The sequence below is a fragment of the Sphingomonas sp. SP2 genome, from assembly GCF_058313385.1.
This window is the reverse complement of sequence record NZ_JBZFLD010000002.1, coordinates 58,769-72,764: the sequence shown is the minus strand read 5'-3', so window position 1 is coordinate 72,764 and position 13,996 is coordinate 58,769. Positions and strand designations below refer to the sequence as shown.

The window sequence follows — 13,996 nt, the reverse complement described above, 5'->3', positions numbered from 1 at the left end:
GCCAGTCCATAGCGAAGCCGCCGCCCTTGTGAACGCCAGCGGGCCACGATGAGGCTTTTTCGCCAGTCGCCGGCGCGCCTTCGCCTCGCGGCCGAGGCCGGGCCTTTGCTCGTCCGGGCCGCGCTTGCGATCAAGCGCCGGAGCTTCGCGGAAACGGTCGGGTTCGGGACGGTGCCGCTCGGCCCCGTCCGCCCGGTCGACGTGACGGAGCTCTCGCGCACCGTCGCCGCGGTCGCGCGGCGGATGCCCTTTCGCGCACTCTGCTTCGAGCAGGGGCTGACGGTCCAGCGGATGCTCCGGCGGCGCGGGCTTCCTGCCGTCCTCCATTATGGCGTGGCGCTCGGCGAGGAGATTGCGGCGCATGTCTGGGTCAGCCTCGATCGCCGGATCGTCCATGGCGGCGAGACGGCGGCGAACTTCACCGAGGTCGGGCAATGGCCATGACCCGGGTGCGCCTGTTCGGCCTCACCATCGACAGCGAGATCGTGCTTCCGGGGCTGCCGGCGGTGACGACGGGGGGCGAGGCCGATGTTGTCGTTCGCCGCGCCGACCTTAGCGGGATGGCCGATCTCGTCGTCGAGGAGGCGGGCGCCTTCGCGGTCCGCGACGGCCGCGAGATACTGGTCGACGCGCCGCCCGGCATGCCCGAGCGCAATGTCCGCCTCTATCTTCTCGGCAGCGCGATGGGGATGCTCCTCCACCAGCGCGGCCTGCTTCCGCTACACGCCAATGCGATCGCGCTCGAGGGCGGGGGAATCGCGGTGGCGGGGCCGTCGGGAGCGGGCAAGTCGACGCTCGCGGCCTGGCTCACGCATCACGGGCAGAAACTGATCGGCGACGATGTGGTCGCGATCCGGATCGAGGGCGGGCAGGCGCTGGCCTTCCCCGGGGTGCCGCGCTTCCGGCTGTGGCGCGATGCGATCGACACGCTCGGCCTCTCGGCGGACGGGCTCCAGCGTTCCTATGTCGACGAGGATTTCGACAAATGGGACGTGCCCGCGTCCAGCGGCGATCTCGCGCCCGAGGGACTCGCCTTACGCGCGCTCTATGTCCTCGAGGACGGGCCGGAGATCGCAATCACGCCGCTCGCCGGGGCGGCGGCGGTCGAGGCGCTGTTCGACCACACCTATCGCGGCGAATATGTCGCGCGCACCGGCAGCGCGGCGAAGCACTGGCTCGAGGTGACCGCGCTTGCCCGGATCATGCCCGTCTTCCGGCTGGCGCGACCGCGCGACCTTACTCGGCTGGCGCAGCTCGGGCAGGCGGTGCTTGATCACGGTCGGGCGTGCGTCGCTCGAACATCCGCCTAGGCTCGGTCGCGACGATCAGCGCGAGGCCGAAGGCACCGCACAAGGACAGGCCCCACAGGAAGGGCAGCTGGGTCCCGTCGAAGGCCTGGCCGATCATGAACCCGCCGATTGCGGCGAAGATGGTCCCGATCACGCCCTGGATCGACGAGGCCATGCCCGCGATCGGTGCCATCTTCTCCATCGCCAGCGTGTTGAGGTTGGCCGAGCAGAAGGCGAAGCTCGCCATCACCAGCCCCTGGAACAGGACAAAGCCGGTCAGGCTCTCGCCGACGACGGTCCCGACGAGGGCGTGGGCGAGGGTCAGGGTGGCGAAGGCCGCGGCGCCCGAATGGCCGACCCGGCGCAGGCCGAACCGGCCGACCATCCGGCTGTTGAGCCAGCTCGCGAGCGCCATCGGCGCGGCGATGACGCCAAACACAAGCCCGATCGATTCCGGCCGCTGGAAGGCGTCGAAGATGATCTGCTGGATCGAGCTGATGTAGGCGATCAAGCCGGCGAAGATGGCGGTCTGCGCGACCGTATAGCCGAGCGACTGGCGCTCCGTCAGGACGGTCCGCGCGGCGCCGAGGAGCTCGCCGAAATGCAGCGAGCGGCGATATTCGGGGTGCAATGTTTCGGGGAGGCGGAAGAAGCTCCACAGGCCGATCAGCAGGCCGTAGCCGCCGAGCACCCAGAAGATCGCCTGCCACGGGCCCACGAGCAGGATCGCCTGGCCAAGGCTGGGCGCGAGCACGGGGACCAGCATGAAGACCATGAAGACCAGGCTCATCACCCGCGCCATCGCCTCGCCTTCGAACAGGTCGCGGACCATCGCCACGACCAGCACCCGGGTCACCGCCGCCGACGCTCCCTGGAGCAGGCGTGCGCCGACGAGGAAGGCGAAGCTCGGCGCGGCCGAGCAGGCGAGGGCGAAGACGACATAGGCGCTGATTCCGGCGACCAGGATCGGCTTGCGCCCGAAGCGGTCGGCAAGCGGGCCCCAGAGCAATTGCCCGAGCCCGAAGCCGAAGGTGTAGGCGACGATGATCAGCTGCCGGCGATTCTCCTCGGTGATCCCGAGATGCGCGCCGATGTCGGGGAGCGCGGGGATCATCGCGTCGATCGCGAAGGCGTTCATCGCCATCAAGGCGGCGAGCAGCGCGATCGTCTCGCGCGTGCCGGGGCGCGGCCCGGTGCCGTGCGCGGAGGAGTGAAGGGAAACCATGGGGAGTGCGCCCTACGTTCGAGCGCCGACCGGGGTTCCGAGCTGCGTCACGGTCCCGACCGGCCGCCAGCCGTCGGGGAAGAGCGGCGCCTCGCCGGCATGGATGCCGCCGCTGACGAAGAGGGCGTCGATGCCATAGGCCGCCGCGCCCGCCATGTCGGTCTGGAGCCCGTCGCCGATGGCGAGGACCGCGCTCCGGTCGGCGAGGCCGGCGAGCGCCAGCGCGTGGTCGTAGACCGCCGGATAGGGCTTGCCGTACCAGATGACCCGCCCGCCGAGTGCTTCATATTCGTCGGCAAGCGCGCCCGCGCAGACCATCACCTCGCCCTGGTGGTGCACGATCCGGTCGGGGTTGAGGCAATGGAGGAGGACGTCGGCGTCGCGCCATTCCCGCAGCCGACGGTCATAGTCCGCCACCGTCTCGCCCGCGGCGAGGCCGGCGCAGGCGAGCTCGGTAAATCCCTCGGCGACGAAGGCGAGCCCGCGCTCCTCGAGGTCGCGCCGGTCCTCCGGGGTCCCGCAAAAGCCGACCGGGCGGCCGAGAAGCGCCGCCGCGCCCGCTTCGCCGGCGGTGACGATGCCGTCGTCGAGCGCGGGATCGAGGCCGAGCGCGAGGAGTTGCGCGCGGATCGCCCTCGCGGTGCGCGGCGCGTTGGTGAGGAAAAGGATCGTCCGCCCCTGCGCCTTCCAGCGCGCCAGCGTCGCGGTCACACCGGGGAAGATCCGCCACCCGTCATGGACGCAGCCCCACAGGTCGCAGAGGATCAGCCGGTAGCGGTCCGGCAGCGCTTCAAGGTCCACGTCAGACGGTGGGCGGCGGCGGGGGCACGTGGCTCGGCGCGTGCGGATGCTCGATGATCGGGCTCTCCTCGACGTCGAGCGGGCCTTCCCACTTGGCGACCAGCACGCTCGCCACCGCATTGCCGACGACGTTGGTCGCCGAGCGGCCCATGTCGAGGAAATGGTCGACCGCGAGGATCAGGAGCAGCCCGGCCTCGGGGATGTTGAACATCGCGAGGCTCCCCGCGATCACCACCAGGCTCGCGCGCGGCACGCCGGCGATGCCCTTGCTGGTGATCATCAGGGTGAGGAGCAGCAGGATCTCCTGCCCGATCGACAGGTCGATGCCGTAGGCCTGCGCGATGAAGATCGTCGCGAAGGTCATGTACATCATCGAGCCGTCGAGATTGAACGAATAGCCCAGGGGCAACACGAAGCTGGCGATGCGCGGCGGCACGCCGAACTTGTCGAGCGCCTCGAGGGTGCGGGGATAGGCGGCTTCCGACGAGGCGGTCGAGAAGGCCAGCACCAACGGATCGCGGATGTAGCGGGTGAGGTGCGTCACGCGCTTGCCGACGGCGAGGAAGGCGATCCCGAACAGGAACAGCCAGAGGATCACCAGCCCAAGGTAGAAGCTGCCGATGAACTGGCCGAAGGTGAGGATGACGCTCGGCCCGTTCTCGGCAATCGAGGCAGCGACTGCGGCAAAGACGGCCAGCGGGGCGAGCCGCATGACATAGCCGGTGACGGTCAGCATGACCTCGACCAGCCCCTCGACCGCACGGACCAGCGGCTTGGCTTTTTCGCCGACCGCGGTGATCGCGACGCCGATGAACAGCGAGAAGACGACGATCTGCAGGATCTCGTTCTCGGCCATCGCCTGGATGCCCGAGGCGGGGACGACGTGGGTGACGAACTTGGCGAGGTCGAAGTTCGACGTATCGACCCCGCTCGCCGCATTGGCCGGGGGCAGGGGAAGGTTGAGCCCGACGCCCGGCTGGAGGAGATTGACGAGCACCAGCCCGAGGGTCAGCGAGACGAGGCTCGCGGTGATGAACCAGGCCATCGTCCGCGCGCCGACGCGGCCGAGCGCGGCGGTGTCACCCATGTGCGCGACGCCAGCGACCAGGGTCGCGAAGACGAGCGGGGCGATGATCATCTTGATTAGGCGGAGGAAGAGGGTGGTGACGATCCCGAAATAGCCGGCGATCGCCTCGAGCTGCGCCTTTCCTTCGGGAGTGGAGTCGCCGACACCCGAATTGATCGCCCAGCCGGCCAGCAGGCCAAGCACGAGGGCGAGAAGGATGTACCAGGTCAGGCGCTTACCCACGTGTCACTCCGTATCGACAAGTGCCAAGCGGGGTCGCGGCGCGGGCGCGGGTTGTCAAGCCGCGAGAGGGCGTCGTCCCTGCGCGGGCAGAGACCTCGGAAGCCGATGCCGACCGTCCGGAGTCTCCGCCTCCGCGGGGACGACGCGGCTCAGGCGTGCTCGGGCTCGCCGGCCTTCACCACCTTGTCGGCAAGTGCGCCATTGAGTTCGGCGAGATGGTCGAAGCTTGCCTCGTAGGTTGCCAGCCCCTGGCTCAGCGAGCGCAATTCGCCCTCGAGCCCATGAAGCTCGGCCTCGGGCACCATCGCCTCGACCCGGTCCCAGCCGGCCCAGCCGTCGCGCGGGGCGAGGCCGAGGACCTGGCCGCGCCTCGCGGCGAGGGCCGAACTCACCTTGCTGGTCGCCATATTCGGGGAGACCACCACCACGCGGTGGACGGGTTCGAGGAGGTGCGGCTGCGCGCTGCCGAGCGCTTCCTGCATCGCCATCCGCCCCGCCGTCCGGAAGGCGAGCTCACTCGAATCGACGCTATGATAGCTGCCGTCCAGCAAGGTCACCGCGACATCGACCACCGGGAAGCCGAGCGCGCCCCTGGCGCAGGCGTCGCGCACGCCCTGCTCGACCGCGGGGATATATTGGCGCGGGATCGCGCCGCCGTGGATCTGCTCGGCAAAACTGATCCCGGCGCCGCGCTCCTGCGGGCGGATCTCGATCACCACGTCGCCGAACTGGCCGTGGCCGCCCGACTGCTTCTTGTGGCGGCCACGCTGGGTGACGCTGCGGCGGACGCTCTCGCGATAGCCGACGCGCGGGCGGCGCTGGGTGACGCTGACGCCATGACGCCGCTTCAGTTTGGCGAGAACATTGGCGAGCTGCTCCTCGTTGACCCCGGACATGACCAGCGAATGATCCTCCTCGTCATGCTCAACGAGCAGGGTCGGATCCTCTTCCGCAAGCTTGTGGAGGGCGCCCGACAATTTGACATCGTCCTTGCGATCGGCGGGCTGGATCGCGACCCGGACGTTGCGCGAGGGCAGCGGAAGATCGGGAAGCGGAGGCAGTATCCCGCGCGAGAGCCATTCGCCCGCGCGCAGGCTGTCGGCCTTGGCGAGGGCGACGACTTCGCCGTCGCGGGCAGCGGGCAGGCGCTGGTTGCGCTCGCCCTGCAGCGCGAACATCGCGCCGACCTTGACCGAGCGGCCTTCGGCGCCGGTCAGCTCCTGGCCTTCCCTGAGGTCGCCGCCGATCGCACGGGCGAGCACCAGCCGGCCGAGGGCATGGCCGTGGCTGACCTTGAAGGCGAACAGCGCGGGGTCGGTGACTCCGAGCCGTCCGGCGGTCGCGGCCGGGGAAGGGGCCTCGTGCCTGATCGCCTTCATCAGGCGGCGGATGCCGAAGCCGTTGGAGGCCGAGCCGAACAGGACCGAGACGCCGAGATTCTCGCTGGTTTCGCGGGCAAGGTCGTCAAGGACGGTGTCGAGCGGCGGGGTCTCGTCCATCAGCAGTTGCTCGAGCAGCGCATCGTCATGGTCGGCGAGCTGTTCGAGGAGGCGGGTGCGAGCCTGTGCCTCGACCGCATCGAGCTCGGCCGGCATGGCGATGGGTTCGGACGGCTGGCCGGGGCGATAGTGGAAGGCGCGTTCGAGCGCGACGTCGACGAAGCCGCTGATCGTGTCGCCGCTGCTGATCGGGATCTGTCGGGCGATCAGGGGCGAGACGCTGAGGGGCTGGAGCGCCTCGAGCACCTCGCCGATCGAGCCGCGCGCGCCGTCGATCCGGTTGACGAAGATGAGGTGGGGGATGCCGAGCTCGTCGAGCAGCCGCAGCGTCGGCGCGGCGAGCGGCGCGCGGGCGGGGTCGGGATCCACCACTACCACCGCGAGGTCGGCGACCGCGAGGGCCCGGGCGCCATCGGCCTGGAAGCCGGTCCCGCCGGGCACGTCGATCAGGGCGAAACGCTCGCCCAGCCAGTCGAAGTGCATGAGGTTGAGCTCGGTGGAGCCGCCGCGGGCACGGGCCTCGGGGCTCGGATCCCCGACGCTGGTCCCGCTCGCCGTATCACCCTGCCGGTCGATCGTGCCGCTGGCGAACAGCATCGCTTCCGCAAGGCAGGTCTTGCCTGCGCCTGCGGGACCGACCAGCGCAATGGCTCTCGTGCCGGGGACATGCTCATGCATTGCAGCTCTCCTTCGTCCTGGAACCAGGGCGTCGCGAGTCGCTGCCGGGCGCCTCACGCGCCAATTGGAGGAGAAGGCTCTACCTCTCGGGCACGGCTGGCAAGGGGGAACGGCGCGTGCGGGCGTCGGTTGGGCGCAGCATGACCAGTCCCGTGTCTTCCGCTTCCGCTTCCGCTCCCGACCGACCGACCGACATCCCTGCGCCGGGGTGGAAGGCGATCGCGAGGCGGACCTGGGGGGAGAGCCAGAAGGACAATGTCGGGATCGTCGCGGCGGGCGTCGCTTTCTATTTCTTCCTTGCGCTGGTGCCCCTGCTCGGCGCGACGGTGCTGACCTACGGCTTGTTCGTCTCGCCCGACGCGGTCGCGCGGCAGGCGGCGAGCCTGACCAAGGTCCTGCCCGGCGAGGCGGCGAAGCTGATTGGCGACCAGCTCGAGCAGGTGGTCTACACCTCGGGCGGGAAGAAGGGTTTCGGCCTCGCGGCGGCGATTCTGCTCGCTTTCTGGGGCGCCCGGAGCGCGGCGGGCGCGATCGTCACCGCGCTCAACATCGCCTATGAGGAAAAGGAGACGCGGGGGTTCGTGAAGACGACCCTCCTGGCCCTGGCGATGACCGCGGGCGCGGTGCTGATGGCGGGCGTGGTCGCGGCGGTGACCGGGCTCCTTGCCTCGCTCGAGAAGCTGCTCCCCGACATGGGGGTAGTGGGCAAGGTCGCGATCTCCCTTGTCACCTATGCCATCCTCGGCGGGATCGCGGCGGCGGCGGCGGCGACGCTCTATCGCTATGGACCGAGCCGGGCGAAGGCGCGGTGGGTGTGGCTGACGCCGGGCTCGATCTTCTTCGCCGCGGTGTGGCTGGTGCTGACCCTGGGGTTTGGCTTCTACGTGCGCAATTTCGGCAATTACGGCGCGACCTACGGATCGCTGTCGGCGCCGATCGTGCTGCTGACCTGGCTCTACCTGTCGAGCTACGTCCTCCTGTTCGGAGCCGAGGTGAACAGCGAGGTGGAGCGGCAGGCGCGGACCCAGAAAGCGGTGGCCGCCGAACCCGAGACGGTCCCCGCGGCGCAGAAGGCTCGGACGGTGGAGGTGACTGCGCCGGCGAAACCCCGGCCGCTCCCGGTGCTACTTCGCGCCGGGGTCGGGCTGGTGGTTGCGGCGAGCCTCGTCAAACGGCTCTTCCGCCGCTGACCCCGAAGGATCAGGCGGCGGGGAGGAGGCGCTGCTCGGTAGCCGACTTCATCAGCGCGGCCTGGAGCTTTTCGAACGCCCGGACCTCGATCTGCCGGATCCGCTCACGGCTGACACCATAGACCTGCGAGAGCTCCTCGAGGGTCTTGGGATCATCGACCAGCCGTCGCTCGACCAGGATGTGCTTCTCGCGGTCGTTCAGCGACTGCATGGCGGTGTTGAGGAGCGCATGGCGGACCTGCTTCTCCTCCTCGTCCGCGACCAGCTCGTCCTGGAGCGGGCCGTTGTCGACCAGGAAATCCTGCCACTGGCTTTCACCGCCCTCATCGCCCTTCAGGGGCGCGTTGAGCGAGGTGTCGCCACCCATGCCCATGCGGCGGTTCATCGAGATGACCTCTTCCTCGGTGACGCCGAGATCGGTCGCGATCTTGGTCACGTCGGCAGGCTTGAGGTCGCCTTCCTCGAAGGCGTCGATCTGGTTCTTCATCCGCCGCAGGTTGAAGAAGAGCTTCTTCTGGGCGGCGGTGGTGCCCATCTTCACCAGGCTCCACGAGCGGAGGATGAATTCCTGGATCGAGGCCCGGATCCACCACATGGCGTAGGTCGCGAGGCGGAAGCCCCGGTCGGGCTCGAACTTCTTGACGCCCTGCATCAGCCCGATGTTGCCCTCGGAGATCAGCTCCGAGACGGGCAGGCCGTAGCCGCGATAGCCCATGGCGATCTTGGCGACGAGGCGCAGGTGCGAATTGACCAGGCGCGCGGCGGCGTCGGTGTCACCATGCTCCCGCCAGGCCTTGGCGAGCATATATTCCTCTTCCGGGGCGAGGATCGGAAACTTCTTGATCTCGCTCAGGTAGCGGTTGAGCCCGGCTTCGCCGGACGCCGCAGGAATGGAAAGTGCCTTCGCCTGTGCCATGAGAATATTCGGTCCTTCTTCTGGCAGAGCACGCCACAGCCGCCCTGCCATCTCCCTTCTTATACACCAAGTGCCTTGAACAGTTCCTGCATGTCCTTTGGGACAGGGCTGTCGAACGACAAACGGTGCTTCGTCACCGGATGAGTGAAGCCGAGGCGTGCCGCGTGGAGCGCCTGCCGCTTGAATTCCAACGCCTTACAAACGGCTGCGACCGCCTTGTTGTTGCGTCCGTAGACCGGATCGCCGACCAGGGGGTGTCCGAGGCTGGCCATGTGGACCCGTACCTGATGGGTCCGTCCGGTCTCCAGACGGCATTCGACGAGCGCCGAGTCGCGCCCGACGGACAGGCGGGTCCAGTGGGTCACCGCGCGCTTGCCGCGGCCTTCGCCGACGATCGCGATCTTCTTGCGGTCGTGGACCGAGCGGGCGAGCGGCGCGTCGACCGTGCCCTGCGGCGCCATCGGCACCCCGTTGACCGCGAGGCGGTACCGCCGGTCGATGCTGTGGGCGGCAAATTGCCTGGCCAGCCCCTCGTGGGCGACGTCGGTCTTGGCGACGACCATCAGCCCCGATGTATCCTTGTCGATCCGGTGGACGATGCCCGGGCGGGCGACCCCGCCGATGCCGCTCAGGCGACCGGCGCAATGGTGGAGGAGCGCGTTGACGAGCGTCCCGTCGAGATTGCCCGCCGCAGGATGCACCACCAGCCCGGCCTGCTTGTCGACGACGAGGAGATGATCGTCCTCGAAGACGATGTGGAGCGGAATGTCCTGCGCCTCGGCCTCGGCCGGCGCGGCCTGGGGAACGGTGAGGCGGAAGGTCTCGGTACCGCTGACCTTGAGCGCGGGGTCGCGGACCGCGGTCCCGGCTCGATCGAGCGCGCCCGACTTGACGAGGCTCTTGAGCCGCTCGCGCGACAGGGTCGGGACGGCATCGGCCAGCGCACGGTCGAGCCGCCAGCCAGCGTGACCGGACCCAAGCGCGATGTCGATGATGTCGGACCCCCCGGTCATGAACAAAGGAGATGGGAAGGGGGCAGCGCCTTTTCAAGGCGCGGACGTCGAGTCGGACGGGTCTTTGTTCCGCGCGGCAAGGTCACGAGGGTGACACAGGGCGGGGGGGCGGCGCTTCTCCGGGATGTGACCCCGGTTGCGAGGGGAAAAGGGTCACGGATCGTCCGGCAGCGAAGGCGACATGCCGTGACCTTCGGCGGCCGGGTGCGAGGCTGGAGCGGCGGCGGCAATCGGTGGGAAGGGCAGGATCGAACCCGCATCGCCCTCCACTCATCATGCGAAATCCTACTTTGCAAGCCGCCGCGGATGGATCGCTCCTTGCGCCGGGACCCGGCATGAGCCACTTCCCGAACCATGAATGCGATCGAACTCGCCAGTCTGCTTTGCTCGCGGCTGTGCCACGACCTGCTCTCGCCCGTCGGCGCGCTCAACAACGGCCTCGAACTGATGGCCGACGAGCAGGACCCCGAGATGCGCGAGCGCTGCCTCGAGCTGCTCGCCGAGAGCGCCCGGGCGAGCGCCGCCAAGCTGAAGTTCTTCCGCCTCGCGTTCGGCGCCGGCGGCGGCTTCGGCGAGGAGATCGAGACCCGCGAGGCGCGGACCGCGCTCGAGGGGCTGTTCGGGGCCGAGAAGAAGATCACGCTGGGCTGGATGGTCAGCGACGACAAATTGCCCAAGGACGTGGTGAAGGTGCTGCTGAACCTCGCGTTGGTCGCGGGCGATGCGCTGGTCCGCGGCGGGCAGCTCGACATCGGCGCCGAGCGCGGACCGAGCGGGACCGAGATCGTGATCCGCGCCGAAGGGCCGCGGCTGCTGCTCGACCCCAACCTTCGCGCCACGCTCGAACGCGGCGCCGCGGGCACCGTCGAACCCCGCGCGGCGGGGGCGTGGCTGGCGCATGCGCTGATCAGCGAAGCGGGCGGCAAGCTGCGCCTGTCGCCGGCGGACCATCCGGTGCTGCTGATGGGCGCGACGTTCTAGGGCCTTGTTCCCCTGCGAAGGCAGGGGCCCAGTGCCTTTCCGGCTTCGTCGTAATGGGATGAGCGCGAGAAGTTTACTGGGCCCCTGCCTTCGCAGGGGGACAGTCAGGCGAGGATCATCGGGTAGAGGTCGCGCCAGTCGGGATTGTCGCGCTCGATCAGGCTCAGCTTCCAGTCCCGTTTCCAGCGCTTGATCTGCAGTTCTCGGGTCCGAGCGACCTGGAGGTCGTCGTGGGCTTCGAACCAGACGAGCAATCTACATCCGTAGCGGGCGGTGAAGCCGGGAAGCGCGCCGGTCCGGTGCTGGTGGGCGCGCTGGACGAGATTGCTGGTCACGCCGGTGTAGAGGGTGCCGTTGAGCCGACTGGCCATGATGTAGACGAAGCCCGGTTTCATGGAGGGTCCCTCCGACCGAGCGCTGGGAGCGTAACCTAGGCTGTTGTCCTGCGAAAGCAGGAGCCCAGGGCCTTCTTCACTTCTGCTCGGAGAAAGGGAACTGGGCCCCTGCTTTCGCAGGGGGACAGTATGTTCAGCGTTGGCGCTGTCCCTCAGTCTTCCCCGACTTCGATACGCTCGCGCTCGGTTTCGCCCTTGGCCGGGACGGCGGGTTGGCGCAGCATTGGGGTCTTGGCGGCGAGGTCGTTGCGGATGGTGGTGGCGGCTTGCCCGCCTTCGCCCATGGCGTGGCTGATCTGGTCGAGGCCGTGGACCACGTCGCCCGCGGCGTAGAGGCCCTCGACGCTGGTGCGCATCTTTTCGTCGCAGACGATGCAGCCGTCCTCGGGGCTGATCCTGGCGCCGAGCATCTCGGCGAGCTGGATGTGGGTGTCGCTGCCGAGCGCCGGATAGATGCTGTCGAAGGTGAGGAGCCCGTCGGCGGTGTCGATGGTGATGCAATTCTCGACGCAGCCGATCGCCTCGGCCGGGCCGTCGACAAGGGTCACGCCGGCGGCTTCGAGGCGGGTCCGGTCGTCTTCGTCGATGTCGAGCTTGCGGTCGGGGGCGATGAGGGTGACGTCGGCGGTGTAGCTGCGCAGGAAGATCGCCTCGCCGACCCCGCCGCTGCCCGAGCCGATCACGCCGACGCGCTTGTCGGTGACTTCGAAGCCGTCGCAGATCGGGCAATAGCGGATGAGGCCGCGGGCCATGGCGACGTCGTGGAGCTCGGGGTCCATCGGCGGCTTGCGGTTGGTGAGCCCGGTGGCGAGGAGGATCGCGCGGGCCTGGCGCGGGCCGGCTCCCCAGTCGGCGGCGAACAGGCCGTCCTCCTCCTTGTCGAGGCGGTGGACCCGGCCGGTCTCGATGCTGGTGCCATATTTCTGCGCCTGCGCGCGCATCCGCTCCAAGAGCTCCTTGCCGTTGATCCCGTCGGGATAGCCGGCATGGTTGTGGCTGCACGGGATCCAGCTCGCGCGGCTCTTGCCCTCGTCGATCACGAGGATGTCGAGATGGAAGCGCGCGAGATAGATGGCGGCGGTGAGGCCGGCGGGCCCGCCGCCGATGATGAGGACGTCGTGAATCTGTTCGTTGGCCATGACGCGGGCGTAATGAGCGGCGCGGCTTGGCGGTTCCCGCCGGCTGGGGCTAAGAGCCCGGCATGACCTTTTTCGTCGTAGTGCGCTGGTGGGTGTGGATGGCGGTCGCCCTCGCCGGGCTGATCGCGGGCTTCGTCGGCGACGGGCTGTTCGAGCGGCGGCGGCCGGCGTGGAGCGGTGTGAAGCGGAGGCTGGCGGCGGCGAGCCTCGCGCCGGGACTGATCCTCGCCGGGACGATCGCGGGCATGGCCTATGTCGCCGCGGCCTGGCCGAAGGACGGGTGGGACGATCTGGCGCTGATGGCGATGCTGACGATGGGCGGGATGGTTGCGCTGGTGGCGTTCGTGGCCGGGCTCGCGGGAGCCTGGCTCGGCGGACGGGCGGCGGCGGCATGACCTTCCGCGCGAGTGTCCTCACCCTCTATCCCGACATGTTTCCGGGGCCGCTCGGCACCAGCCTTGCCGGCCGCGCGCTCGAGGCGGGGACGTGGAGCCTCGAGACGACCAATATCCGCGACTTCGCGATCGACCGGCACCGGACCGTCGACGACACGCCGGCGGGCGGCGGCGCGGGGATGGTGCTACGCTGCGACGTGCTGGCGAGCGCCATCGATCATGTCGCGGACGGGCGGCCGGTCCTGGCGATGAGCCCGCGCGGGGCTCCGCTGACGCAGGAGCGCGTGCGCGACTTGGTGGCGGGCGAGGGGGCGATCATCCTCTGCGGCCGGTTCGAGGGCTTCGACGAGCGGATCTTCGAGGCGCGCGACGTCGAGCCGGTCTCGATCGGCGACTATATCCTGTCGGGGGGCGAGCTCGGGGCGATGGTGCTGCTCGATGCTTGCGTTCGGCTGCTTCCCGGCGTAATGGGCGCCCCCGATAGCGGTGTGGACGAGAGCTTCGAAACGGGGCTGCTCGAACATCCGCATTATACCCGACCAGTGACATGGGAAGGGCGCACGATCCCCGAAGTGCTGCGATCGGGGGATCATGCGAAGATCGCTGCATGGCGCAAGTCGCGCGCGATCGAGGATACACGGCTACGGCGGCCGGACCTGTACGAGCGCCATGGGGGCGTCTCGCAGGCGTCGCCCTCTGGTGCGCGGCAACGAGACGAAGGCAAGAACAAGTGAACCTGATTCAGACCCTCGAGCGCGAGCAGATCGACGAACTGACCGCCAAGCGCGCCATCCCCGACTTCCGTCCGGGCGACACGCTCCGCGTCGGCGTCCGCGTCGTCGAAGGCGAGCGCACCCGCGTCCAGAATTACGAGGGCGTCTGCATCGCCCGCTCGAACAAGGGCATCGGCTCGAACTTCACCGTTCGCAAGATCAGCTTTGGCGAAGGCGTCGAGCGCGTCTTCCCGCTCTATTCGCCGTCGATCGAAGAGATTGCCGTCGTCCGCCGTGGTGTCGTCCGCCGCGCCAAGCTCTATTACCTGCGTGGCCGCACCGGTAAGTCGGCGCGTATCGCCGAGCGCCGCGACGTGCGTCCGGCCAAGGCGACCGCCCAGGCCGAGGGTTCGACCGAAGCCTAAGCTTCGCGAACCAGCGCAAAGGAAACAG

Annotated in this window: 15 protein-coding genes; 7 read left to right on the top strand and 8 right to left on the bottom strand. The window is 68.9% G+C overall.

Going from position 1 to position 13,996, the window contains the following annotated elements; genetic code table 11:
* Nucleotides 1-48 precede the first annotated feature (48 nt).
* On the top strand, nucleotides 49-444 hold the full coding sequence (locus tag AC4GYU_RS10960) for a lasso peptide biosynthesis B2 protein (RefSeq protein WP_491086988.1): 396 nt from the start codon (nucleotides 49-51) through the stop codon (nucleotides 442-444).
* Nucleotides 435-1,310 (top strand): hypothetical protein, encoded by an 876-nt coding sequence (locus tag AC4GYU_RS10955; protein WP_491086987.1) that lies wholly within the window; start codon nucleotides 435-437, stop codon nucleotides 1,308-1,310. Before AC4GYU_RS10960 ends, AC4GYU_RS10955 begins: the two co-directional genes overlap by 10 nt.
* Here AC4GYU_RS10955 and AC4GYU_RS10950 read toward each other — a convergent pair.
* From AC4GYU_RS10950 to AC4GYU_RS10935, 4 genes are all read right to left on the bottom strand, one after another.
* Complete coding sequence (locus AC4GYU_RS10950; protein WP_491086986.1) at nucleotides 1,237-2,514, bottom strand: multidrug effflux MFS transporter; 1,278 nt, start codon at nucleotides 2,512-2,514, stop codon at nucleotides 1,237-1,239. The two genes, AC4GYU_RS10955 and AC4GYU_RS10950, sit on opposite strands and share 74 nt — an antisense overlap.
* Before the next feature lie 12 nt (nucleotides 2,515-2,526).
* Nucleotides 2,527-3,315 carry an HAD-IIA family hydrolase gene (locus AC4GYU_RS10945; protein ID WP_491086985.1) on the bottom strand — a complete coding sequence of 263 codons (789 nt, stop codon included), beginning with the start codon at nucleotides 3,313-3,315 and terminating at the stop codon, nucleotides 2,527-2,529.
* 1 nt (nucleotide 3,316) lies between these two features.
* Entirely contained in the window at nucleotides 3,317-4,624 is a 1,308-nt protein-coding gene (locus tag AC4GYU_RS10940) for a dicarboxylate/amino acid:cation symporter (protein WP_491086984.1), read from the bottom strand.
* Nucleotides 4,625-4,773: 149 nt separating this feature from the next.
* Entirely contained in the window at nucleotides 4,774-6,801 is a 2,028-nt protein-coding gene (locus AC4GYU_RS10935; RefSeq protein WP_491086983.1) for an elongation factor G, read from the bottom strand.
* A gap of 140 nt (nucleotides 6,802-6,941) precedes the next feature.
* Here AC4GYU_RS10935 and AC4GYU_RS10930 point away from each other — a divergent pair, with 140 nt between their 5' ends.
* Nucleotides 6,942-7,991 (top strand): YihY/virulence factor BrkB family protein, encoded by a 1,050-nt coding sequence (locus tag AC4GYU_RS10930; RefSeq protein ID WP_491086982.1) that lies wholly within the window; start codon nucleotides 6,942-6,944, stop codon nucleotides 7,989-7,991.
* Nucleotides 7,992-8,001: 10 nt separating this feature from the next.
* Here AC4GYU_RS10930 and rpoH read toward each other — a convergent pair whose 3' ends face one another.
* The gene (gene rpoH / locus AC4GYU_RS10925; RefSeq protein WP_491086981.1) at nucleotides 8,002-8,907 is read right to left on the bottom strand and encodes an RNA polymerase sigma factor RpoH; all 906 of its coding nucleotides are present in this window, start codon (nucleotides 8,905-8,907) and stop codon (nucleotides 8,002-8,004) included.
* 59 nt (nucleotides 8,908-8,966) lie between these two features.
* Complete coding sequence (locus AC4GYU_RS10920) at nucleotides 8,967-9,920, bottom strand: RluA family pseudouridine synthase (RefSeq protein WP_491086980.1); 954 nt, start codon at nucleotides 9,918-9,920, stop codon at nucleotides 8,967-8,969.
* 354 nt (nucleotides 9,921-10,274) lie between these two features.
* On the opposite strand from AC4GYU_RS10920, the gene AC4GYU_RS10915 reads away from it, so the two are divergent.
* Complete coding sequence (locus AC4GYU_RS10915; RefSeq protein ID WP_491086979.1) at nucleotides 10,275-10,901, top strand: histidine phosphotransferase family protein; 627 nt, start codon at nucleotides 10,275-10,277, stop codon at nucleotides 10,899-10,901.
* 104 nt (nucleotides 10,902-11,005) lie between these two features.
* Here AC4GYU_RS10915 and AC4GYU_RS10910 read toward each other — a convergent pair whose 3' ends face one another.
* Together AC4GYU_RS10910 and AC4GYU_RS10905 are read right to left on the bottom strand one after the other, a co-directional pair.
* Complete coding sequence (locus AC4GYU_RS10910) at nucleotides 11,006-11,296, bottom strand: GIY-YIG nuclease family protein (RefSeq protein WP_491086978.1); 291 nt, start codon at nucleotides 11,294-11,296, stop codon at nucleotides 11,006-11,008.
* Between the two features lie 152 nt (nucleotides 11,297-11,448).
* Nucleotides 11,449-12,435 carry an NAD(P)/FAD-dependent oxidoreductase gene (locus AC4GYU_RS10905; protein WP_491086977.1) on the bottom strand — a complete coding sequence of 329 codons (987 nt, stop codon included), beginning with the start codon at nucleotides 12,433-12,435 and terminating at the stop codon, nucleotides 11,449-11,451.
* A gap of 62 nt (nucleotides 12,436-12,497) precedes the next feature.
* Between AC4GYU_RS10905 and AC4GYU_RS10900 the strand changes: the two genes are divergently transcribed.
* Genes AC4GYU_RS10900 through rplS form a run of 3 tightly spaced genes read left to right on the top strand, consistent with a single transcriptional unit; the run spans nucleotide 12,498 to nucleotide 13,968 of the window.
* Nucleotides 12,498-12,830, top strand: a complete 333-nt coding sequence (locus AC4GYU_RS10900) for a hypothetical protein (RefSeq protein WP_491086976.1) — start codon at nucleotides 12,498-12,500, stop codon at nucleotides 12,828-12,830.
* Entirely contained in the window at nucleotides 12,827-13,564 is a 738-nt protein-coding gene (trmD, locus tag AC4GYU_RS10895) for a tRNA (guanosine(37)-N1)-methyltransferase TrmD (protein WP_491086975.1), read from the top strand. Before AC4GYU_RS10900 ends, trmD begins: the two co-directional genes overlap by 4 nt.
* Nucleotides 13,561-13,968: a 50S ribosomal protein L19 gene (rplS, locus tag AC4GYU_RS10890; protein WP_491086974.1), complete on the top strand. Its 408-nt coding sequence runs from the start codon at nucleotides 13,561-13,563 to the stop codon at nucleotides 13,966-13,968. Before trmD ends, rplS begins: the two co-directional genes overlap by 4 nt.
* The last annotated feature ends 28 nt before the right edge of the window (nucleotides 13,969-13,996 follow it).